20 protein-coding genes and 1 other RNA gene are annotated in these 19,683 nt (G+C 63.9%); 8 read left to right on the top strand and 13 right to left on the bottom strand.

The features are described 5' to 3' along the window. Together rho and trxA are read right to left on the bottom strand one after the other, a co-directional pair. The coding region (gene rho, locus QZY06_RS12820) for a transcription termination factor Rho (RefSeq protein WP_367275636.1) at positions 1 to 1,415 on the bottom strand (1,415 nt) is incomplete at its 3' end. A 28-nt stretch (positions 1,416 to 1,443) separates the two neighbouring features. Continuing rightward, entirely contained in the window at positions 1,444 to 1,779 is a 336-nt protein-coding gene (gene trxA / locus QZY06_RS12815) for a thioredoxin TrxA (RefSeq protein WP_022976210.1), read from the bottom strand. A gap of 244 nt (positions 1,780 to 2,023) precedes the next feature. On the opposite strand from trxA, the gene QZY06_RS12810 reads away from it, so the two are divergent. Next, positions 2,024 to 3,352 (top strand): DEAD/DEAH box helicase, encoded by a 1,329-nt coding sequence (locus QZY06_RS12810; RefSeq protein WP_295684958.1) that lies wholly within the window; start codon positions 2,024 to 2,026, stop codon positions 3,350 to 3,352. Positions 3,353 to 3,364: 12 nt separating this feature from the next. Here QZY06_RS12810 and yrfG read toward each other — a convergent pair whose 3' ends face one another. Continuing rightward, a complete protein-coding gene (yrfG, locus tag QZY06_RS12805; protein WP_295684956.1) occupies positions 3,365 to 4,039 on the bottom strand; it encodes a GMP/IMP nucleotidase in 675 nt (224 codons plus the stop codon). A gap of 36 nt (positions 4,040 to 4,075) precedes the next feature. Between yrfG and cysQ the strand changes: the two genes are divergently transcribed. Both cysQ and QZY06_RS12795 read left to right on the top strand, forming a co-directional pair. Next, positions 4,076 to 4,897, top strand: a complete 822-nt coding sequence (gene cysQ, locus QZY06_RS12800) for a 3'(2'),5'-bisphosphate nucleotidase CysQ (protein WP_295684953.1) — start codon at positions 4,076 to 4,078, stop codon at positions 4,895 to 4,897. Further along, positions 4,897 to 5,526 (top strand): M15 family metallopeptidase, encoded by a 630-nt coding sequence (locus tag QZY06_RS12795; RefSeq protein ID WP_295684951.1) that lies wholly within the window; start codon positions 4,897 to 4,899, stop codon positions 5,524 to 5,526. Before cysQ ends, QZY06_RS12795 begins: the two co-directional genes overlap by 1 nt. On the opposite strand, the gene mtnC is transcribed toward QZY06_RS12795, so the two are convergent. The 7 genes from mtnC to radC form a co-directional block, all read right to left on the bottom strand. Then, positions 5,490 to 6,170 carry an acireductone synthase gene (mtnC, locus tag QZY06_RS12790; RefSeq protein WP_295684949.1) on the bottom strand — a complete coding sequence of 227 codons (681 nt, stop codon included), beginning with the start codon at positions 6,168 to 6,170 and terminating at the stop codon, positions 5,490 to 5,492. The genes QZY06_RS12795 and mtnC overlap by 37 nt on opposite strands. 59 nt (positions 6,171 to 6,229) lie before the next feature. Continuing rightward, positions 6,230 to 6,790 (bottom strand): cupin, encoded by a 561-nt coding sequence (locus QZY06_RS12785; protein WP_293396103.1) that lies wholly within the window; start codon positions 6,788 to 6,790, stop codon positions 6,230 to 6,232. 4 nt (positions 6,791 to 6,794) lie between these two features. Then, a complete protein-coding gene (locus QZY06_RS12780; protein ID WP_295684945.1) occupies positions 6,795 to 7,418 on the bottom strand; it encodes a methylthioribulose 1-phosphate dehydratase in 624 nt (207 codons plus the stop codon). A 94-nt stretch (positions 7,419 to 7,512) separates the two neighbouring features. Beyond that, the gene (mgtE, locus tag QZY06_RS12775) at positions 7,513 to 8,967 is read right to left on the bottom strand and encodes a magnesium transporter (protein WP_295684943.1); all 1,455 of its coding nucleotides are present in this window, start codon (positions 8,965 to 8,967) and stop codon (positions 7,513 to 7,515) included. 133 nt (positions 8,968 to 9,100) lie between these two features. After that, positions 9,101 to 9,274 carry a 50S ribosomal protein L33 gene (gene rpmG, locus QZY06_RS12770; RefSeq protein WP_022976201.1) on the bottom strand — a complete coding sequence of 58 codons (174 nt, stop codon included), beginning with the start codon at positions 9,272 to 9,274 and terminating at the stop codon, positions 9,101 to 9,103. Positions 9,275 to 9,277: 3 nt separating this feature from the next. Then, a complete protein-coding gene (gene rpmB, locus QZY06_RS12765) occupies positions 9,278 to 9,514 on the bottom strand; it encodes a 50S ribosomal protein L28 (protein ID WP_022976200.1) in 237 nt (78 codons plus the stop codon). 127 nt (positions 9,515 to 9,641) lie between these two features. Next, positions 9,642 to 10,316 (bottom strand): DNA repair protein RadC, encoded by a 675-nt coding sequence (gene radC, locus QZY06_RS12760; RefSeq protein ID WP_295684940.1) that lies wholly within the window; start codon positions 10,314 to 10,316, stop codon positions 9,642 to 9,644. Between the two features lie 133 nt (positions 10,317 to 10,449). Here radC and coaBC point away from each other — a divergent pair, with 133 nt between their 5' ends. From coaBC to argB, 3 genes are read left to right on the top strand one after another with little or no spacing between them, the layout of a single operon-like run. Continuing rightward, positions 10,450 to 11,742 (top strand): bifunctional phosphopantothenoylcysteine decarboxylase/phosphopantothenate--cysteine ligase CoaBC, encoded by a 1,293-nt coding sequence (gene coaBC, locus QZY06_RS12755; RefSeq protein WP_295684939.1) that lies wholly within the window; start codon positions 10,450 to 10,452, stop codon positions 11,740 to 11,742. Then, positions 11,739 to 12,200 (top strand): dUTP diphosphatase, encoded by a 462-nt coding sequence (gene dut, locus QZY06_RS12750; RefSeq protein ID WP_293395831.1) that lies wholly within the window; start codon positions 11,739 to 11,741, stop codon positions 12,198 to 12,200. The genes coaBC and dut overlap by 4 nt, the downstream gene beginning before the upstream one ends. Before the next feature lie 21 nt (positions 12,201 to 12,221). Next, a complete protein-coding gene (argB, locus tag QZY06_RS12745; RefSeq protein ID WP_293395834.1) occupies positions 12,222 to 13,085 on the top strand; it encodes an acetylglutamate kinase in 864 nt (287 codons plus the stop codon). Between the two features lie 54 nt (positions 13,086 to 13,139). Here argB and QZY06_RS12740 read toward each other — a convergent pair whose 3' ends face one another. The 3 genes from QZY06_RS12740 to QZY06_RS12730 all read right to left on the bottom strand — a co-directional run bounded on the left by QZY06_RS12740 (position 13,140) and on the right by QZY06_RS12730 (position 18,674). Beyond that, complete coding sequence (locus QZY06_RS12740) at positions 13,140 to 16,823, bottom strand: choice-of-anchor D domain-containing protein (protein ID WP_295684935.1); 3,684 nt, start codon at positions 16,821 to 16,823, stop codon at positions 13,140 to 13,142. 157 nt (positions 16,824 to 16,980) lie between these two features. Beyond that, positions 16,981 to 17,742: an ABC transporter substrate-binding protein gene (locus QZY06_RS12735; protein WP_295684933.1), complete on the bottom strand. Its 762-nt coding sequence runs from the start codon at positions 17,740 to 17,742 to the stop codon at positions 16,981 to 16,983. Next, complete coding sequence (locus QZY06_RS12730) at positions 17,742 to 18,674, bottom strand: MBL fold metallo-hydrolase (protein ID WP_295684931.1); 933 nt, start codon at positions 18,672 to 18,674, stop codon at positions 17,742 to 17,744. The genes QZY06_RS12735 and QZY06_RS12730 overlap by 1 nt, the downstream gene beginning before the upstream one ends. A gap of 72 nt (positions 18,675 to 18,746) precedes the next feature. Between QZY06_RS12730 and rnpB the strand changes: the two genes are divergently transcribed. Both rnpB and QZY06_RS12720 read left to right on the top strand, forming a co-directional pair. Then, positions 18,747 to 19,158: RNase P RNA component class A (rnpB, locus tag QZY06_RS12725), an RNA gene on the top strand. A 325-nt stretch (positions 19,159 to 19,483) separates the two neighbouring features. Further along, on the top strand, positions 19,484 to 19,683 hold a 200-nt coding region (locus QZY06_RS12720; protein ID WP_295684927.1), incomplete at its 3' end, for a hypothetical protein.

The following is a 19,683-nucleotide window of genomic DNA, read 5'->3' as shown; positions in this document are numbered from 1 at the left end:
GCGATGATGGTCAAGCTTCCGCCTTCCTCGACGTTGCGCGCGGCACCGAAGAAGCGCTTCGGCTTCTGCAGCGCGTTGGCGTCGACGCCGCCGGACAGCACCTTGCCCGACGACGGCGCTACAGTGTTGTAGGCGCGGGCGAGGCGGGTGATCGAGTCGAGCAGGATCACCACGTCCCGCTTGTGCTCGACCAGGCGCTTGGCCTTCTCGATCACCATGTCGGCCACCTGCACGTGGCGCTGGGCGGGTTCGTCGAAGGTCGACGAGATCACTTCGCCGCGCACCGTGCGCTGCATGTCGGTGACTTCTTCCGGACGCTCGTCGATCAGCAGCACGATCAGGTAGACGTCCGGATAGTTCGCCGCGATCGACTGCGCGACGTTCTGCATCAGGATGGTCTTGCCGGCCTTCGGAGGGCTGACGATCAGGCCGCGCTGGCCCTTGCCGAACGGCGCGACGATGTCGATGACGCGCGCAGTGATGTCTTCCGTCGTGCCATTGCCGCGCTCCATCACGAAGCGCTCATCGGCGAACAGCGGCGACAGATTCTCGAAGTTGACCTTCTTCTTCGAGACTTCCGGCGCCTCGTAGTTGATGGTGTCGACCTTGAGCAGTGCGAAGTAACGCTCGTTGTCCTTCGGCGAGCGAACTCTTCCGGCGACGGTGTCACCGGTGCGCAGACCGAAGCGGCGAATCTGGCTCGGGCTGATGTAGACGTCATCCGGACCGGCCAGGTAGCTGGCATCGGCACCACGCAGGAAGCCGTAGCCGTCCTGCATGATTTCCAGCACGCCGTCGGCCTGGATGAAGTCGCCGCGGCGTGCGGCGGCGCGCAGCAAGTTGAAGACGATGTCGGTCTTGCGGGCGCGGGAGATGTTCTCCAGGCCCATCGCTTCTGCGGTTTCGTACAGCTCGGCGGCGGTCTTCTTCTTCAGATCCGAGATGTGCAGGATCTTCTGCTCGCGCGGCGGCAAGGGTTCGCCGTTCGGGCCGAACTGCGGCCCTTCTTCGATCGGCTCGTCGCCGGGGCCGAAGTTGCCGCCGACATTGCCGTCGCGATCAGGACGCTGGCGCTCGCCGTTGTTCTGATTGCCGCGCTCGGCCTGGCCGCCGTTGTTGCCACCGCCGCCGTTATTGCGGTTCTGGTGGCCACCACCGTTGTTCTGCTGGTGGCGACGCCGCTGGTTATTGTTCTGGTTGTTATTGTTGTTGTTCTGTTGCTGCGGACGAGGTGGAGCGATGACGACCGCTGCTGCAGACTCTCCGCCACCACCCCCTTCGCCGCCTTCAAGCATCTCGACGTCGGCCGGCAAGCCTTCGAGGCGTTCGCCCCGGTCCTGGGCGCCATTCTGGCCGTTATTGCCTCCGTTGTTCTGACCGTTGGAGTAATGCGGACGGCGACGATGCTTGATCATTTGGAGCGGGGAGGGGTCGCGGACGATTTCAGGCGGTCGCCAGATGGGGCTGGACGAACGCGGCGAGTTGGGCCTTGTGCACGGCACCAACCTGGGTGGCGGCAGGCGCGCCATTCTTGAACAGAATCAACGTCGGGATGCCGCGGATCGCGAACTTCGGCGGCGTGCCCGGATTCTCGTCGACATTCAGCTTGACGATCTTCAGCTTGCCCTTGGTTTCGACGGCGATCTGTTCGAGCACCGGCGCAATCATCTTGCAGGGCCCGCACCATTCGGCCCAGAAATCGACCAGAACCGGCACGTCGCTGTTCAGCACGTCGGCTTCAAAGCTGGCGTCGGTGACAGCCGAAATGTTTTCGCTCATTTACGAACTCCGATGGTGTCTGCCAGATGGTGGCGGACGAATGTTGACGGTCTCAGGATGGGCCGATGCGTGATGCTAGGGCCGTGACACGTCATTGGGGCCGGGACGCGCGCGTTCAATGCGCATGCCCTGACGATCTGCTTTAATAGCCGGAAGAATTTCTGCGATTTCGACTGTGATTGCGCGACGCGTGGTGCGCTTCAGTCGTTGTGATTGCTCGTATTTCAATCCAAGTCCCGATCAAATGCAAGCCTCGTTAGACGCCACTGCTTCAGAAGCCGCGCGTCCCCAGCACTTAAGCGACACCTCCTTCGACAGCCTGCCGCTGCACGAAACCCTGAAGTCGAGCCTGGCGGCGATGGGTTACTCCCATTGCACGCCGATCCAGGCTGCGACCCTGCCGCTGGCTTTGCAGGGCAAGGATCTCGCGGGTCAGGCGCAGACTGGCACTGGCAAGACGGCCGCCTTCCTGCTGGCGACCATGCATCACCTGCTGACCCAGCCGCGCACCGGCGAAGAAGGTCAGCCGCGCGCCTACATCCTGGCGCCGACCCGTGAGCTGGCGCTGCAGATCTACAACGATGCACTGCAGCTCGGTGCCCACACCGGTCTGAAGCTCGCCGCCTTGTATGGCGGCACCGGTTACGACACCCAGAAGAGCGCGATCGCCGAAGGCGTCGACATCCTGATCGGCACGCCGGGCCGGATGATCGATTTCTTCAAGCAGGGCCTGTACAAGCTCAACGGCATCGAAGTGCTGGTGCTCGACGAAGCCGATCGCATGTTCGATCTCGGCTTCATCGCCGACATCCGCTTCCTGATGCGGCGCATGCCGCGCCCGGGTTCGCGCTTGAACTACCTGTTCTCGGCAACGCTGTCGCACCGCGTGCTGGAACTCGCGTACGAGCACATGAACAGCCCGGAGCGGATCGAGATCGAGCCCGATCAGGTCACTGCCGAGCGTGTGCGCCAGTCGCTGATCCACGTCGCCAACGAAGACAAGCTGCCGATGCTGGTCGGCCTGATGCGCCATCACGCACCGATCCGCACGCTAGTTTTCGTCAACACCAAGCGCGGTGCCGAGGACGTCGAAGCCGCGCTGAAGGCCAATGGCTTCAACGCCGGCGTGCTGTCCGGCGACGTGCCGCAGAACAAGCGCGAGCGGCTGCTCGGCGAATTCAAGCTCGGCGAACTGCCGGTGCTGGTGGCGACCGACGTCGCCGCCCGTGGCCTGCACATCCCCGAGGTATCGCACGTCATCAATTTCGATCTGCCGCAGGATGGCGAGGATTACGTGCACCGAATCGGCCGCACGGCACGCGCCGGCGCTTCCGGCGACGCAATTTCGCTGTGCTGCGAGACCTGGGTCTACTCGCTGCCGATCATCGAGAAAGCGATTGGCATGCGCATTCCGCAGTCGCTGAATCCCGACGATCTGATGCCGCAGGACTACATCAAGCCGAAGCACGTGCACCGCGATCGCAGCGGTGCGCCGCCGCGTCGCGATGGCGGCCGTCCGGGCGGTGGTCGTCCTGGTGGCGGTCGCTCGCGCTCGACGCGTCCGGTCCGCTAGGTTTTCGCCGAACTAGCGGATCGGTACCGGCAGCAGCTCCGGCAGGCGATTCACCGCGGGGAAGCCGTCGATCACCCGCGGTTCGGCGGTCGAATCCGGATGCAGCATCGCGATCACTTCCCGAATGCCGTGATCGCGCGCGGCATGCAGCACCGGCAGGCTGTCATCGGCGAACAGCGTGCGTGCTGGATCGAACGGATGGCGCTCCTGCAGCAGGGGCCAGAAGCGCGCGTCCTCCTTCGGCATGCCGAAATCGTGCGAGGAAATCACCCGATCGAAATACTGGCCGATGCCGGTCTTGGCCAACTTGACCGTCCAGCTGCCGGGATGGGCATTGGTCACCAGCCATAGCGGCCGGCCGCTGGCGCGAACGGCACTCAGAAAATCCTCGCTGCCCGGCAGTACCTGCATGCGGTGCTGCATTTCGGTCTTCATCGCGATCACGTCGAGCCCGGTCCAGCGGCTCCAGTAATCGAGGCAGTACCAGTTCAGCGTGCCGCGCGTGGCCTGGAACTCGGGCTCCATCCTGGCCAGCGATTCGGCAAAGCTGATGCCCTGCAGATCGGCATAACGCTGAGGCAGCAGTTCGAGCCAGAAATGGTTGTCGAACGCGAGGTCGAGGATGGTGCCATCCATGTCCAGCAGGACCTGGTCGATGGCCGACCAGTCGATAGTCAATGCAGTCATGCCGTTATCATAAGGCCAGCCCCATACGTCCTGAACATGAGCCTGCCAAGAACTTCTGCCGACGCCCTCGCCGCGCTGCTCGACCCGGTGCTCGCCATTGCCATCGCTGCCGGCGACGCGATCATGGAGGTCTATGAATCCGACTTCGCGGTCAGCACCAAGGACGATGCCTCGCCGCTGACCCAGGCCGATCTGCGCGCCCACCGCACGATCATCGATGGCCTGACCCAGCTGACGCCGGACATCCCCTGCCTGAGCGAGGAAGATGCCGACATCTCCTACGAGATGCGCCGCAACTGGACGCGCTACTGGCTGATCGATCCGCTCGACGGCACCAAGGAATTCATCAAGCGCAATGGCGATTTCACCGTCAACATCGCGTTGATCGACCAGCACGAATCGGTGCTCGGCGTCGTCCACGTGCCGGTGACCAAGACCAGCTACATCGCCGCGCGCGGCGTTGGCGCCAGCGTGATTCGCGATGGCAAGAAGACGGCGATCCACACCCGGACGACGCCGGCCAAGCCGATGCTGGTGGTCACCAAATCGCACCGCGATGCTGCACTCGACGAGTTCCTGGCGCATGCGCCGGAGCATGAACAGCTCAGCCGCGGTTCGTCGCTGAAGTTCTGCATGGTTGCCGAAGGTCTGGCTGATCTCTATCCGCGCACCGGCCCGACCAGCGAATGGGACACGGCTGCCGCGCACTGCCTGGCCGAAGTGGCCGGAGCGACGGTGCTGCGCCTGCCGGACTGGCAACCGCTGCGCTACAACACCAAGGACTCGCTGCTTAATCCGGGCTTCGTCGTCATCGGCGATCCGGCTTACGGCTGGCGCGAGCGGTTGAAAGCCGGCTGATGGCGACGCGGCTGCCAGCGGCATATCGGGCACGCATCCAGGCGTACTGGAGCGAATTCGGCATCTCGCCGCGCGCGGTCAGAGCCCGGCGGCTGCCGCTGTTCATCGAAGCACAGCGCCTGCAGCCGGTCGGTCTCGGCAGTGATGGCCGCGACAAGCTGCTGGTGCCGGGTGCGGCCGCCGCCTGGGCAGCGATGCGCATGGCGGCGAGTGATGACGCCATCGATCTGCTGCTGGTGTCAGCTTTCCGCAGCGTCGATTTCCAGGCCGGGCTGATTCGCAACAAGCTCGCGAAAGGCCGGGAAATCGCGGAAATCCTGACCGTCAACGCACCGCCCGGCTGTAGCGAGCATCACACCGGGCGGGCCGTGGATATCGGTGTGGCGGGTTGCCCGCCGCTGGAAGAGGAATTCGATCAGACCGCTGCCTTCCATTGGCTGACCGCCAACGCTCGGCGCTTCGGTTTCACGATGACCTATCGACAAGGCAATCCGGAAGGCTATCTGTACGAACCCTGGCACTGGTGCTGGAAGAAGCTCGGCTCCGGTCAGGACAGCGGCGCGCTCGAGGCGGAAGCCGCCGTGCCGCTGCTTCAATCGACCGTGATTCCGGAAAAATCCTTCGCCTGAGGGTGGGCCGGAAACGGCTTGGCCTTGGCGTCGCGGATCAGCTGGCAGGTCTTGAGGCCGGCTTCGCGGGCGGCGTCCAGCTCTTCACCGATATCGGACAGGAACAGCACTTCGCCTCCCGGCAGGCCGATTCGTTCCAGAATCGTGCGATACGCCGCCGCCTCGCGCTTGGCGCCGATGCGGGTGTCGAAATAGCCCGAAAACAGCGGCGTCAGATCGCCGGCATCGGAGTGACCGAAAATCAGCTTCTGCGCCGCTTCCGAGCCTGAGGAATAAACGTACAGCTTCTTTCCCGCGGCATGCCACTGCTGCAGATAGATCGGCGTATCGGCATAGACGTGGCCGCTCAGTTCGCCGTCCGCGTAACCCTCGGCCCAGATCAGGCCCTGAAGATCCTTCAGCGGAGTGGCCTTGCGATCCTCGGCGATCCAGCGTTCGAGCACGTCCGCGGCTTCGTCGACGGACGCGAAGCTGCGGCCTTCGAGCTCGGCCGTCGCAGCAATCCGAGCCGCAACGTTCGGCTGGCCCGCGTGTTCATGCAGATAACGCCGCAGATGCTGCTTTGCGTACGGGAACAGCGTCTGGTGGACGAAGTCGATCGATGACGTGGTTCCTTCGATGTCGGTGACGATTGCGCGAATCAAGACCTGCTCCCGAAACAAGAAGGCCGCCAGCAGGCGGCCTTCGATGACACGTGGATGGCTCAGGCAGCCTTCAGATAATGCGGCGCTTCCAGACGCGGGAAGCTGTCGGCGATCTTGTCGCCGGTGAAGTTGGCGACCCAGCCGTCCGGCGTGATGAACAGGCGGATGGCCTTGAAGCTCGGGTTCGGGCCCATGTCGAACCAGTGGCGGACATTGGCCGGCACCGAGATCAGATCGCCCTGCGAGCACAGCACGCCGTGGATGCGGCCGGCGTCGCGGATGTAGAACAGCGCTTCGCCTTCGACGAAGAAGCGCACTTCGAATTCGTCGTGGCGGTGCTCGCTGAGGAATTTGCTGCGCAGCACGTCCTTCTGCGGATGCGCCGGGTGCAGGCTGATCACGTCCACCGACTTGAAGCCGTACTGGTTCATCAGGCGGTTCACCGAGCCGCGATAGGCTTCGATGATCTCGTCCTGCGTGGCCTCGGCGTCGAGCTGGCGCGTCGCTTCCCAGCGCTCGAACTGCACGCCGATCGACTCCAGCTGATCGCGGATGTCTTCAAACCGGCTGTAGCTGGCCACGGGCTGGCCGTTCTCTTCGTAAATCCGGAGTTCACTCATAGGGTCACCTCTCGTTCCACAACTCGCACTCGAACATGAATTCCAGGGCTTCCAGCCGGTGCCGTGCTTCGCGCACCGACCCGCCCCACGTATATAGGCCGTGTCCGGCTATCAGATAGGCGGGCATGCGGCTCGGTTCCATCATTTTTGCGTCCACTTGTCGGCTCAGGCGATCTATATCCTGATCGTTGCCGAATACCGGGATATCGACGGTCACCGCAGGCTCGACGATCCCGGGCAGTATCTTCATCAGCTCGTATCCGGTCAGACGGATCAGAGAATGACGCCGCGACAGTACGGTGTTGGCAATGCTATGGACGTGCAGTACCGAACGTATGGACGGGTCGCGGCGATACAACTGCGTGTGCAGCCCGGTTTCGTAGGATGACTTGCGGCCGGCTTCGAGCGCCTTGCCGTCGACATCGACGACCATGAAATCAGCCCGTGTCAGCTCGCCCTTGTGCACACCGCTGGCCGTGATCAGCAGATGCCGTTCATCGAGCCTTGCCGAGAAATTACCGCCTGTGGCCGGCACCCAGCCACGGGAATGAAACAGTTGGCAGGTGGCGATCAGCTCGTCGGCCAATTGATCGACAAGGCCCACAGCGATCTGGAAATCAGGATGCATCAGCGACCTCCGGACCGGTGAGCACGAAAACGGATCGGCACATTAGGGCAAGCCCTTGGCGTAAGCAACGACCCAGCAATGACCTTGTCGTTCTTCAAATCAGCACCAGGGTCGCCAGACCCAGGAAGATCAGAAAGCCCATGCTGTCGGTCAGTGCGGTCAGGATCACGCTGGAACCGAGCACCGGATCGCGCCCGAAGCGTTCCAGCGACACCGGAATGATCGCGCCAGCGGCGGCGGCCACCAGCAGTTCCAGCATCGTGGCGGAGGCGATGACCATGCCGAGCTTCACATCGTGATAGATCGCGAAGGTGACCACGCCAAGTGCTGAACCCCAGATCGTGCCGTTCATCGCCGCGATCAGCAGTTCCTTGATCAGCATCTTCTGCAGCAGCCGCCCGCCGAGCTGGCCCATGCTCAGGGCGCGGATCACCAGCGCCATCGTCTGGTTGCCGGTATTGCCGCCGATCGATGCGACGATCGGCATCAAGGTCGCCAGCGCCACGAGCTTTTCGATCGTCGGCTCGTAAAAACCAATGACTCTCGAAGCGGCAAACGCCGTGAACAGATTCAGCGCCAGCCAGGGCCAGCGATTGCGGCCGCTCTGCCAGACCGGCGCGAACAGATCTTCGTCCTCGCGCAGACCGACCTTGCGCAAGCTGTCGCGCTCCTGCTGATCCTTGATCGCGTCGACGATTTCGTCGACGGTGATCCGGCCGACGACTTCGCGATGCAGATTCACCACCGGCGCGGAGATGAGGTCGTAGCGCTCGAAGGCGTCGATCGCATCGGGCACCGCATCGTCGGTGTAGAAGAAGTGCGGGTTCTCGGTCATCACTTCGGCAACCGTCTGCTCGGGCTCGCTGAGCAGCAGTTGTTCGAGTGTCAGCACGCCTCTGAGCACCTTGGCGCGATCGACGACGATGATCTGGTTGGTTTCCGCCGGCAGCTTCTTGCGCCGACGCAGGAAGCGCAGCACCGCTTCGAGCGATGCGTCATCGCGCACCGGAATGAAGTCGATGTCCATCAGGGCGCCGACCGTGCCGTCCGGAAACGACAGCACCGAGCGCACTTCGGCCTGATCGGCGGAGTCGAGGCGGGCCAGCACTTCGGCGCCGGCGTCCGAGGGCAGCGAAGCGATCAGCTCGGCGATGTCGTCGGATTCAAGATGATGAAACGCGGCGGCGATGTCGCCCGGTTCCATGTCCTCGATCAGCGAGCGGCGGACGACATCCGAAGTTTCCAGCAACACCGAACCGCGGCGTTCGGCGCGGACCAGCTGCCAGGCCATTTCGCGCGCATCGGGCGGCAGGCTTTCGAGGACGAAGGCAATGTCGGCCGGATGGAAATGGGCCAGGCGCTGTTCGAGCGCGGCGTGCTGCTGGCGGGCAACCAGCTGGCTGACCACGTCCACCGGCGCGCCGGTCGTTGACTCGCTTTTCGACACCAGCTCGCGTTCGAGCGCCTGCCGGGTCAGCATCTCGATCACCTGCGCGCGTGCACGCTCCAGGTTGCGGTGATGCGGGTTGTCGCGGCTGGCAGCGTCCATGAGCTCGATACCCTACATGCGTGCTGTATCAGAACAGAGACAGCACGAACTGCAGAAACGAGAAGGCCCGCAAGCAGCGGGCCTTCTGGACCCCGGTTTTCACCGGGATGAGTTTTCGGCTAGCGCCGAAAGCTCACTTGATCTTGCCTTCCTTGAACGGGACGTGCTTGCGCACGATCGGGTCGTACTTGGAAAACTCGAATTTGTCCGGCGTGTTCTTCTTGTTCTTCGTGGTCGTATAGAAGAACCCGGTTCCGGCGGTCGAGATCAGTTTGATCTTCTCGCGGTCTTTCTTGCCTTTGGCCATTTCTTACACCTTCTCGCCGCGCGAGCGGAGGTCGACGATGATCGCCTCCAAGCCCTTCTTGTCAATGATGCGCATGCCGTTGGCGGACACGCGCAGGCTCACAAACCGCTTCTCGGCTTCGAACCAGAAACGATGGGTATGCAGATTGGGCAGGAAGCGACGGCGACGCTTGTTGTTCGCGTGCGAGACCGTGTTACCCACGATCGGCTTCTTGCCGGTGACTTGGCAGACTCTGGACATGACACAACCTCGAAACTGGGGAGGTACCGCGAAAAAGGACGCGAAATGTACCAGCACGACCTTGCTCCGGCAAGTGCTGACAGCATAAAAACTTCCTGAATGTCGTGACTGGCCTGTTATTCAGACTTCAGAGCCAGCCACGTTCGGCGAAGGATACCGGTTGTCCCTCGCCAACGACGAAATGATCGAGCACGCGGACGTCGATCAAGGCCAGCGCGTCACGCAGGCGATTGGTCAGCGCGCGGTCGGCGAGGCTCGGTTCGGCGATCCCGGACGGGTGGTTGTGCGCGAAGATCACCGCTGCCGCCTGCGCCCGCAGTGCTTTCTTCAATACTTCACGCGGATAGACATCCGCCGCGTTGATGGTGCCGATCGACAAGGTCTCGAAGCCGATCACCTGATTCTGGCTGTCGAGAAACAGCGCGCAGAACACTTCATGGTCGAGATCGCGCAGCTTCAGGCGCAGGAAATCGCGCGTGGCGGCCGGGTTCGGCAATGCCGTGCGTTCGTTCATGGCTTCGGCGAGATGACGACGGGCAATCTCCATCACCGCCTGCAGCTGCGCATATTTCGCATCGCCCAACCCGTGTGCCGCGCAGAAATCCTGGCGGCTGGCTTTCAGCAAGCCGCGCAGGCTGCCGAAGCGGATCAACAGATCACGCGCCAGATCGACAGCACTGCGGCCGACGACACCCGTGCGCAGGAAGATCGCCAGCAGCTCGGCATCGGACAGCACGGCGGCGCCGCGCAGCAGCAACTTCTCGCGCGGCCGTTCGTCTTCGGGCCAGTCGGTGATCGACATGTCCATTGCTCCACATTTCTTGATCGCGGACGGAGATCGCCGAAGGCTAGCGTGGCCAGCGGCTACAATTCCGCGCGCCAAGTCACAGCCTCTCTCGCTACATCGCTCCCGTTTCGCATCCGGTCCGAACTCAATGCGCTCATCTTCGAATTCCGATCTGAATCCCGGGCCGATTCCTGGCCGGCGCATCCTGCTGGCGCTGTGCGGCGGCATCGCTGCCTACAAGTCCGCCGAACTGGCGCGCCGCTTTACCAAGGCCGGTTGCGAAGTACAGGTAGTGATGACCGATTCCGCCCTGCGCTTCATCGGCGCCCAGACTTTCCAGGCACTGACCGGCAAGCCGGTGCGCAGCTCGCTGTGGGACGAAGCCGCCGAAGCAGCGATGGGCCATATCGAACTCGCTCGCTGGCCAGACGCCATCGTCATCGCCCCGGCTACCGCGAACACGCTGGCCAAGATCGCGCACGGCTTTGCAGACGATCTGCTGACCACCTTGGTGCTGGCGACCGACAAGCCGATCTTCGTCGCCCCGGCGATGAATCGCCTGATGTGGGCGAATGCCGCGACGCAGGCGAACATGAGCACGCTGCGCAGCCGTGGCTTCAAGCTCATCGGCCCCGGCAGCGGTGCGCAAGCCTGCGGTGAAGTCGGCGAGGGCCGCGTGGCCGAGCCGGAAGAAGTGGCAGCCGTGGTGCTGGCGGCGCTGGCTTCGGGCAGCGTCGCCAAGGCCGTCGATGGTCCGCTCAGCGGCCGCCGTGCCGTGGTCACCGCGGGCCCGACGCGCGAGCCGATCGACCCGGTGCGCTTCATCACCAATCGCTCGTCCGGCAAGCAGGGTTATGCCGTCGCCGAAGCCTTGCGTGCGCTCGGCGCCGAGGTGACCCTGATCAGCGGCCCGGTGAATCTGGAGACGCCTGCTGGCGTCCATCGCATCGACTGCGAAACCGCGCAGGACATGCTCGACGCGACGATCGCCGCCTGTGCGAAGGCTGACATCCTGGTCGGCACGGCCGCCGTCGCCGATTACCGCTGCGTGGAAGTCGCCGGCCAGAAGATCAAGAAGAAGACCGAGACACTCGAGCTCGAACTGACCACGAACGCCGATATACTCGCCGAGCTGCGTGCGCTGCAGCCGCAGCTGTTCATTGTCGGCTTCGCGGCCGAGACCGAGAAGCTTGCCGAGCATGCTAAGGGCAAGCTGGCGCGCAAGAAGCTCAACCTGATCGCCGCGAACTGGGTCGGCAATGGCCGTGCCTTCGATCGCGATGACAACGCGCTGACCGTCTACTGGGCCGATGGTGAGCTGGCAATCGGCCCGGCCGACAAGCGCGAGATCGCGCGGCAACTCGCCAGCCTGATTGCCGAGCGCTACGCGGCGGCAGCCAAAACAGCGACATCCTCCACCAAGGCGCGCAAAGCGAAATGAGCAGCAAGGCGATCCAGCTGAAAATTCTCGACCCCCGTGTCGGCCGCGACCTGCCGTTGCCGGCTTACGCGACCGGCGGCTCGGCCGGCCTGGACCTGCGCGCGCTGCTCGATGAGCCGCTGAGCCTGGCCCCGGGTGCGACCAGCCTGATCCGCACCGGCCTCGCCATTCATATTGAAGATCCGGGCCTCGCCGCAGTGATCCTTCCGCGCTCCGGCCTCGGCCACAAGCACGGCATCGTGCTCGGCAACCTCGTCGGCCTGATCGACTCGGACTACCAGGGCGAACTGATGGTCAGCTGCTGGAACCGCGGCCAGACCCTGTTCGTCATCGAGCCCGGCGAGCGCATCGCCCAGCTGGTCATCGTGCCGGTGGTGCGTGCGGAGTTCGAGCTGGTATCCGAGTTCGGCAGCAGCGAGCGCGGCACCGGCGGCTTCGGCCACACCGGCAGACACTGATTCCCACCGTTCACTGATTCCATGATTGCCGACAAAGCCAACCCTTCGACCATCGCCCAGGTTCTGACCGAGGCGCTGCCGTACATCCGCCGTTTCGCTGGCAAGACCATCGTCGTCAAGTACGGCGGCAATGCGATGGGCGACGACGACATGATCGAATCGTTCGCGCGAGACATCGTGCTGATGAAGGCGGTCGGCATGAACCCGGTGGTCGTCCATGGCGGCGGGCCGCAGATCGGCAAGCACCTGGAAAAGCTCGGCAAGAAGAGCGAGTTCATCGACGGCATGCGGGTGACCGATGCCGAAACCATGGACGTCGTCGAGATGATGCTCGGCGGCCTGGTCAACAAGGCCGTGGTCAATGCGATCAACCAGCAGGGCGGCCGTGCGGTCGGTCTCACCGGCAAGGACGGCGGTCTGATCCGCGCCAAGAAGTTGTATGTCGCCGGCGGTGACATCGGCCAGGTCGGCGAAGTCGAAGCGATCGATCCGCGAGTCGTCGATCACCTCGAAGCCGGCGGCTTCATTCCGGTGATCGCGCCGGTCGGCGTCGGCGCCAAGGGCGAGGCTTACAACATCAATGCCGATCTGGTCGCCGGCAAGCTGTCGTCGGTGCTGAAAGCCGAAAAGCTGATGCTGCTGACCAATGTCAGCGGCCTGATGGACAAGCAGGGCAAGGTGCTGACCGGCCTCACGGTGGCGCAGGTCAATGCGCTGATCGCCGACGGCACGATCTACGGCGGCATGCTGCCGAAGATCGCCTGCGCGCTCGATGCGGTGACCAGCGGCGTCAAGAACGCAGTGATCATCGACGGCCGGCTCGAGCATGCGGTGCTGCTCGAACTGTTCACCGACGAAGGCATCGGCACCTTGATTCGGGGCTGAACAAGAACAACCGCCAGCCGTTCTAGGGAACGGCTGGCGGTTGTTGGCTCAGTCTCAGCGGTCGACGTTGACGATCGTCACCCGCTGCACCTTCGGATTGTTCAGCTTGGCGCCACCAGTCGGCGCCGACAGCTCGATGCGGAAATTCTCGCTGCGCTCGGCGACGCTGTCCCAGACGATCGGGATCGTGAAGGTCTTGTCGGCGACATCGCCGGACGCCCAGTTGAGATCGCCAGCGGTGGCGCTGTAGTCGGCGCCGGCCAGCGCGCTGCCGTTGACGGTTGCGTAATGGATGCTGACCGCGCCTGCCTGGCCGCCGCTGCGCTGCACGGTGACAGCCAAGCTGCCGGCATTCTCATCGACGCTGACGGCTGAAGCGCTGAACGCCAGCGCGCCGGCCTTGTCGTCGTCGGCGATGTTGGCCGTGCTCAAGGCGCGGCCGAGGATGGCGTTGCCGGTGGGTGCCGACAAACTCAGCGTGAAGCTCTCCTTGCCTTCGACGTTCTGATCGTCGATCAACGGCACGTTGATGGTCTTCGGCGCGGAGTCGCCTGGTGCCCAGCTCAAGGTGCCGGAGACTGCCGCGTAATCCTGACCTGCGATGGCGCTGCCATCGACCGTCGCGTAGCGAACGCTGACCGCGCCATCGAAGCTGCCCGAACGGTTGATCACGAATGCCGCGCTGCCAGCACCTTCCTTGACGGTGATGCTGGCGGAGGCCAGGGCCAGCCGCATCGGCTTGCTGCTCGCGGTGCCACCGGTGCCGCTCAGGCTGGCCAGGGTCGGGCTGCTCGCGGCGCTGCTGGCAACGCTCAAGCTGCCGCTGCGAGTGCCGGTTGCGGTTGGCGCGAAGCTCACCTCGATCGTGCAGCTCGAGGCCGCCGCCAGCATCAGGCCGCAATGGCTGATCTGCGAGAAATCGCCGGTGGCGGCGATGCTGCTGATCGTTAGCGCGGCGTTGCCGGTGTTCGAAAGCGTGACGCTCTGCGCCAGGCTGTAGCTGCCGACGGCCTGTGCCGCGAAGCTCAAGCTGGCCGGACTCAAGGAGGCACTGGCTTCGGTGCCGACGCCCTGCAGCGTGAACTGAGCCGCTGCAGCACTCTGTACCGGCGAGCTGTTGACGCTCAAGGCGGCGCTGCGGCTGCCCGAGCTTGCCGGCGTGAAGCGGAAGCTCGCTGTGCAGCTTTCGTTTACGGCCAACAGGCGGCCGCTGCAGTTGTCGTTGCCGATCGCGAACTCGGTGGGCTGGTTGCCGCCAGCGTTGAAGCCGGTGATGGTGATCGCGGTATTGCCGTCGTTGCTGAAGCTCAGGCTCTGCGCGGCACTGCTGCTGCCGACCGGCTGGTTGCCGAAGTTGATCGATGTGGGGTTCACCGACAGCTTGTAGATCGCTGCGATGCCGGTACCGGACAGATTGACGCTGACCAGATCGGCGCTGTTCGACGGAATCTGCAGCGCAGCGCTGCGGCTGCCGGCTACTGCCGGCTTGAAGCTGATGCCGATCAGGCAGCTGGCGTTCGGCGCCAGGCCACTGCTGCAGGTATTGCTGCCGAGCAGGAAGTCGGCCGGATTGCTGCCGGTGATCGTCGGCGTGCCGACATTCAAGGTCACTGTGCCGGTATTGGTCACAGTCACCGTCTGTTCGGCGCTGCTGGTATCGACCAGGCGTTCGGCGAAGCTCAAGGAAGTAGGGCCGGCATCGATCTTCGCGGCGGTGCGCAGGATCAGCGCGGTCGGCGTCACTTCCAGGGTCGCTTCGAGCCCGGGCGGCACGCTGCCAAGCACGACGTTCGCGGCCGCGAAGCCGTTGGCGGCGCCGTAGTTGATCAGCGTGTAGTCGGTGCCGGCGACGAGGCCGGCGTCGACGATGTCGATGACCGCTGCGCCGCCGCCGCTGAAGTTCAAGCTGCCGCTGATGTTGAGGCTGTTGGCGCTGCTGCCGAGTTCGAACGAAAACCTGGTGCCAGAGGTGATCGCCAGATTGCCGTCGATCGAAAGCGGTCCGAGCTTGCCTGGGGCGACCGCCTTGCCCGGGGCAATCGTGCTGCCGGTTTCGGCAATGACATTGCCGACCGCGCCGCTGCCGCCCAGCAGCGCGCCGCTCTTGACCGTGACCGTGCCGGTGCCGGTCGCGCTGCCTCTGAGGTTGTTCGCGTAGAGGCTGCCGCCGCTCACCGTGGTGTTGCCGGCGTAGGTGCTGGCTCCCGACAGGCTGACGATGCCGCTCTTGATCTCGACACTGGCGAAGTTCGACAGGATGCCGGCGTAGGTGAAGCCGCCCTCGACATCGAGCGTGTTGCTGCCGCTGCCGCCGGACACGTCGCCGATGATCGAGCCGCCGATCAGATGCAGCGTGTCGTTGCCGGCTTCGAGGTCGATCGCCAGGCCGTTGTCGCCCTGGATCGTGCCGCGGTTGGTCAGGACGTCGTTGCCGTCGCCGGTCTGGATCGCGGCACCTTCGGCAGCGTTGCCGGCGCCTTCGATGAGGCCGGTCGCATTGTTGGTGATGGTGTCGGCATAGCTGCCGATGAAGCGGATCGCGTAGCTGTCGTAGCCACGGATCAGGCCGCCGTTGGTGACGGTGGTGGCACTGAAGGCGTTGCCGCCGCTGGAGTTGTCGACCAGCACGCCGTGGCCCTTGCGGCCGCTGCCGGTGGTTTCCCGGCCGCTGATTTCGGCGCCGGCGTTGTTGACGATGATGCCGCCGCCGATCGACACGCCTTCCGGATTGTTGCCGCCGCCGTCGGAGCCGTTGCCGCTCGCGCCGGTGCCGCGAATGATGCCGTTGTTGGTCAGCGTGACCAGGCCGTCGACATCGACGCCGTCACCGTCGCCGGTGTTGTACTTGCTCGAATCGAAGTTGCCGGTGATGGTGCCGCTGTTGATCACCGTGGCGTTGCCGAGGAAGGCCCCGTTGTTGTCGATGTTGAGGCCGGAGCCGTTGACGCCGGTGATCGTGCCGCCGGCATTGTTGGTCACCGTGATCGTGAAATTGGCGCTGCTGGTGGCGCCGCCGGTGATGCCGTGGCGGCCGGAGATGGTGGCGCCATTGTTGTTGGTCACCTGCACGCCGGTGACCACGGCCGTGCCGTCCGGATCGGCCTGGATGCCGTCGTTGCTGCTCGCCTGGGTCACGCCGCCGGCGACATTTTCCAGTACCGGCACCGCTTCGATCAGGCCGGAGTTGTTGATGATGCCGTTGACGCCAGGGCGAATCGCATCGTTGCCGGTGGAGCGCAGCACACCGCTGGCATTGTTGGTGATGCTGTTGCTGCCGCCTATGTCGCGCAGGTTGATGGCGCGGGCGTTGGTCGACATCACCGTGCCGCTGTTGTTCAGCGTGAAGCTGCTGCCGGCCGCACTTGCCGATATCTGGACCGCGTCGTCACCGACGGCCGACAAGCTCGCGCCAGCGCGGTTGGTGATGTTCAAAACCACCGCCGACGAATTGGCGCGGACCGCGCGGCCGCTGCCGGTTTGGCGAATCACGCCGCTGTTGTCGATCACTGCCGTGCGGGTGCCGCTACCGCCGTTCACTGTCATGGCGACCGTGCTGCCGGAGATCGCGAGATTGCCGGTGGTGGCCACAGTACCGGTTTCGGTGCCTCCACTCGCTGGCGCCAGCGTCTTGGCTGAGGTGTCGCTGCCGGTGATGGAAAAGCTGGCGGCGTAGGCCAGAGGCACGGCGGCCAGAACAGCGAGCACAGCACCAGCACGCACAGCGCGCGTTTGCGACATGGAATTCCCCGAGGATGCCCAGCTAGAAAAGTCGATCTGTCGTCGGGCCTCGAGCCTCGCTGCTGTCGCAGCGTGCTTCGGCCATCGTTATGACTTTTCGGAGACTAGAGACGCGGGGTGACGAAAAGATGATGAAGAAATGACAGCCGCAGCACTGTTAGCCAGCCGCTTCGATCGCCGCACGCAGTTGCCGATAGCCTTCGACGACGCGCGGCCCTGGCCGACCCAGGAATTCTTCGCTGATCGCGACGATCTGCTGTTTGGCGACGGCAGGCACCGCCTCCCAGCCCGGGCGGCGGCTGACGACATCGGCGCGGTAGTTGGCGACCTTGACGCCGCACCAGCTCATTGCGATTACGTCCGGCGGCGAGGCCAGCACCTGTTCATCGGTCAGCGGCGTGCTTTTCGCCTCGATGCTCGCCCAGGGGTTCTGGCCGCCGGCGAGTTCGATCAGATCGGTCGCCCAGGCCTGACGGGTCGGTGTGATCACCGGCTTCGGCCACCATTCGATCAGCACTTTCGGGCCGTTCTCGTTGACTCGTGATGGCATCGCCGCGCGCATCTTGGCAATCAGCTGCACGCCGCGCTCGGGAATGCCGAGTGCTGCGGCGATCCGGGCGATGTCGCCATAGATGTCTTCGAGGCTGAGCGGATCGCAGACCAGGGTGCGGATGCCGGCCGCTTCGATCGCATCGACGATGCGCTCATGGCCGGGCACGGTCAGCGAGGTCAGCACCAGATCGGGGCGCATCGCGATCACTTCATCGACTCGGAGATCGAGATCGCGGCCGAGCTTGGGAATCGCCGCAACGACATCGACCGGAAAGTCGGAATCGTCATCACAGCCGATCAGGCAGCTGGCGGCGCCGAGCGCGCTGACGATTTCGGTGTTCGAACAGGTATGCGAAAAGACGCGCATCAATGAGCCTCGCCAACGAATTGCGGGAAGTAGCCGAGCTGATCGTGAACGCTGGAATCATGTGCCGGCACGATGATCAATCCGGGATTGGCATCGCGCAGCGCGCGGATCTTCAGCACCGCCTGCCAGGTGGCCTCGCGATCGGCATCGACGATCAGGCTGGAGACACTGAACTTCGGTGCCGGCCGGTCGATGCCGAGATGGTTCCAGACCGTGTCGCCAACGAAGAAGTAGCGGCGGCCATCGGCCAGGCTCAGCAGCAGACCCGTTGACCCCGCCGTGTGGCCGGGCAGCGGCAGCAGCACGGCGCTGCCATCACCAAACAGATCGAGACTCGAAGTGAAACCGGCGTAGGCCGGGCCGTCGAAGCTGAACGGATGCCAGCGGGTATCGGCACGGTTCAGCTGCGACGGCAGGAACGCCGGCGGATGGCCGTGCTTCGTGGTTTCTCGCTCTGCAGTCGGCAGCCAGATTTCGGCCTGCGGAAAATCACCGAGCGCGCTGGCGTGATCCCAGTGCGCGTGCGACAGGAAGATGCGCGGCGGTGCCTCGATGCCGGCGGCTTGCAACTGCGTGATCGCCGGGTTGACGTGCTTGAAGGCGAAGATCGGCTTGGCCCAGAACGACATCTCCTTGCCGAACTGCTGATCGACCTGGGTGCCGAGCCCGGCGTCGAACAGGAACCGGCCCTGCGGATGCTCGACGAGCACGGCGATATGGCCGATCCGCGTCGGACGGAACAAACCACCATCGGCAACCACCATCGCTTCCAGGGTCGTTGCTTCTCCAGTCTTGATCAGCGCGAAGCGCAGACCGGCTGGTGCCTGAGCTTCCGGCAGCGCCGTGCCTGTGGGAATCACCGCATCCGGCAGCGGCCAGAGCCGCCAGGCGGCGAGGGCGACGAGCACGATCAGCAATATCAACTTGCGCATGGAAGAAGCCTGGATGATGGGGAACGGATGATAACGAGGGTCTCGATGATTACCCGCGTACAATCCGGCCCGGGAGTCGGCCAGACAACCGCTGCTGCCGCAAGGCAGGGGAGGAAAGTCCGGGCTCCGCAGGGCGATGTGCCAGTTAACGGCTGGGCGGCGCAAGCCGACGGACAGTGCAACAGAAAGATACCGCCGATGAACGCGCGCTTGCGTGCGGAACAGGCAAGGGTGAAATGGTGCGGTAAGAGCGCACCGCGAGTTCAGCAATGAACCGGCACGGCAAACCCCACATGGAGCAAGGCCAAATAGGGAGGGAGGTGTCTGGCAGCAATGCCATTGGCACGACACGCGGCCCGCGTGCTCTCCGGGTAGGCTGCTGAAGACGGCGAGTGATCGTCGTCGTAGAGGAATGGTTGTCTCGATGTCGCTGGCGCAAGCTGCCGGCATTAGACAGAACCCGGCTTATCGGCCGACTCCCCTTTGATTCGACAAGCCTGCAACGTGAAAGCGTTGCGGGCTTTTTCGATCCCGCAAACGGCCGTTCCAAACGCGGTGCGTCGCTGCTGAGGAATGCCAACGGGTTCACGATTGTTTACCGATCGTCCGCTGCATTCGCCCACCCTTCCGGGCGGGGAAACCCGAAACAACTTGAGCTAGTACCGCTAAATCATTGTTTTTCATGACTTAGATGGGCCTGTTAATTCTCCGTTAAGCCATTGTCCCTGCAGGGTTTTTAGCTGCAATTGCGCTTGCGGGGTGGTGTGGGGTGGCATATAGTGGTTTTAACGGGGGACAAGTGGTGACACTTGGGCTCCCTGCGCGCCATTGTGGGGCTGAATGCCATGTTTGCTGGATCCAACCGACTGACGATTGACGACAAGGGGCGCCTCGCGATCCCCGCGCGCCTTCGTACCCAGCTCGGCGAGGAGTTCGGCAAGAACGTCGCGGTCACCCTCGGCCCGGAATGCGTCGAGATCTATCCGGCGCCGGTGTTCCGCAAGATGGC

Source organism: uncultured Nevskia sp. (assembly GCF_903885465.1).
Taxonomy (GTDB): domain Bacteria; phylum Pseudomonadota; class Gammaproteobacteria; order Nevskiales; family Nevskiaceae; genus Nevskia.
Note: the sequence above shows the minus strand (reverse complement) of the source record. Positions and strands in the feature narration are given on the sequence as shown.

Bases quoted from the DNA above. Each gene is read 5' to 3' on its own strand.
- QZY06_RS12780 (WP_295684945.1), bottom strand. From the start codon at position 7,418: ATGCATCCTGATTTCCAGATCGCTGTGGGCCTTGTCGATCAATTGGCC.
- coaBC (WP_295684939.1), top strand. From the start codon at position 10,450: ATGCGCTCATCTTCGAATTCCGATCTGAATCCCGGGCCGATTCCTGGC.
- cysQ (WP_295684953.1), top strand. From the start codon at position 4,076: ATGAGCCTGCCAAGAACTTCTGCCGACGCCCTCGCCGCGCTGCTCGAC.
- dut (WP_293395831.1), top strand. From the start codon at position 11,739: ATGAGCAGCAAGGCGATCCAGCTGAAAATTCTCGACCCCCGTGTCGGC.
- QZY06_RS12810 (WP_295684958.1), top strand. From the start codon at position 2,024: ATGCAAGCCTCGTTAGACGCCACTGCTTCAGAAGCCGCGCGTCCCCAG.
- yrfG (WP_295684956.1), bottom strand. From the start codon at position 4,039: ATGACTGCATTGACTATCGACTGGTCGGCCATCGACCAGGTCCTGCTG.
- QZY06_RS12740 (WP_295684935.1), bottom strand. From the start codon at position 16,823: ATGTCGCAAACGCGCGCTGTGCGTGCTGGTGCTGTGCTCGCTGTTCTG.
- rpmB (WP_022976200.1), bottom strand. From the start codon at position 9,514: ATGTCCAGAGTCTGCCAAGTCACCGGCAAGAAGCCGATCGTGGGTAAC.
- QZY06_RS12730 (WP_295684931.1), bottom strand. From the start codon at position 18,674: ATGCGCAAGTTGATATTGCTGATCGTGCTCGTCGCCCTCGCCGCCTGG.
- rpmG (WP_022976201.1), bottom strand. From the start codon at position 9,274: ATGGCCAAAGGCAAGAAAGACCGCGAGAAGATCAAACTGATCTCGACC.
- QZY06_RS12735 (WP_295684933.1), bottom strand. From the start codon at position 17,742: ATGCGCGTCTTTTCGCATACCTGTTCGAACACCGAAATCGTCAGCGCG.
- radC (WP_295684940.1), bottom strand. From the start codon at position 10,316: ATGTCGATCACCGACTGGCCCGAAGACGAACGGCCGCGCGAGAAGTTG.
- QZY06_RS12795 (WP_295684951.1), top strand. From the start codon at position 4,897: ATGGCGACGCGGCTGCCAGCGGCATATCGGGCACGCATCCAGGCGTAC.
- argB (WP_293395834.1), top strand. From the start codon at position 12,222: ATGATTGCCGACAAAGCCAACCCTTCGACCATCGCCCAGGTTCTGACC.
- mgtE (WP_295684943.1), bottom strand. From the start codon at position 8,967: ATGGACGCTGCCAGCCGCGACAACCCGCATCACCGCAACCTGGAGCGT.
- trxA (WP_022976210.1), bottom strand. From the start codon at position 1,779: ATGAGCGAAAACATTTCGGCTGTCACCGACGCCAGCTTTGAAGCCGAC.
- QZY06_RS12785 (WP_293396103.1), bottom strand. From the start codon at position 6,790: ATGAGTGAACTCCGGATTTACGAAGAGAACGGCCAGCCCGTGGCCAGC.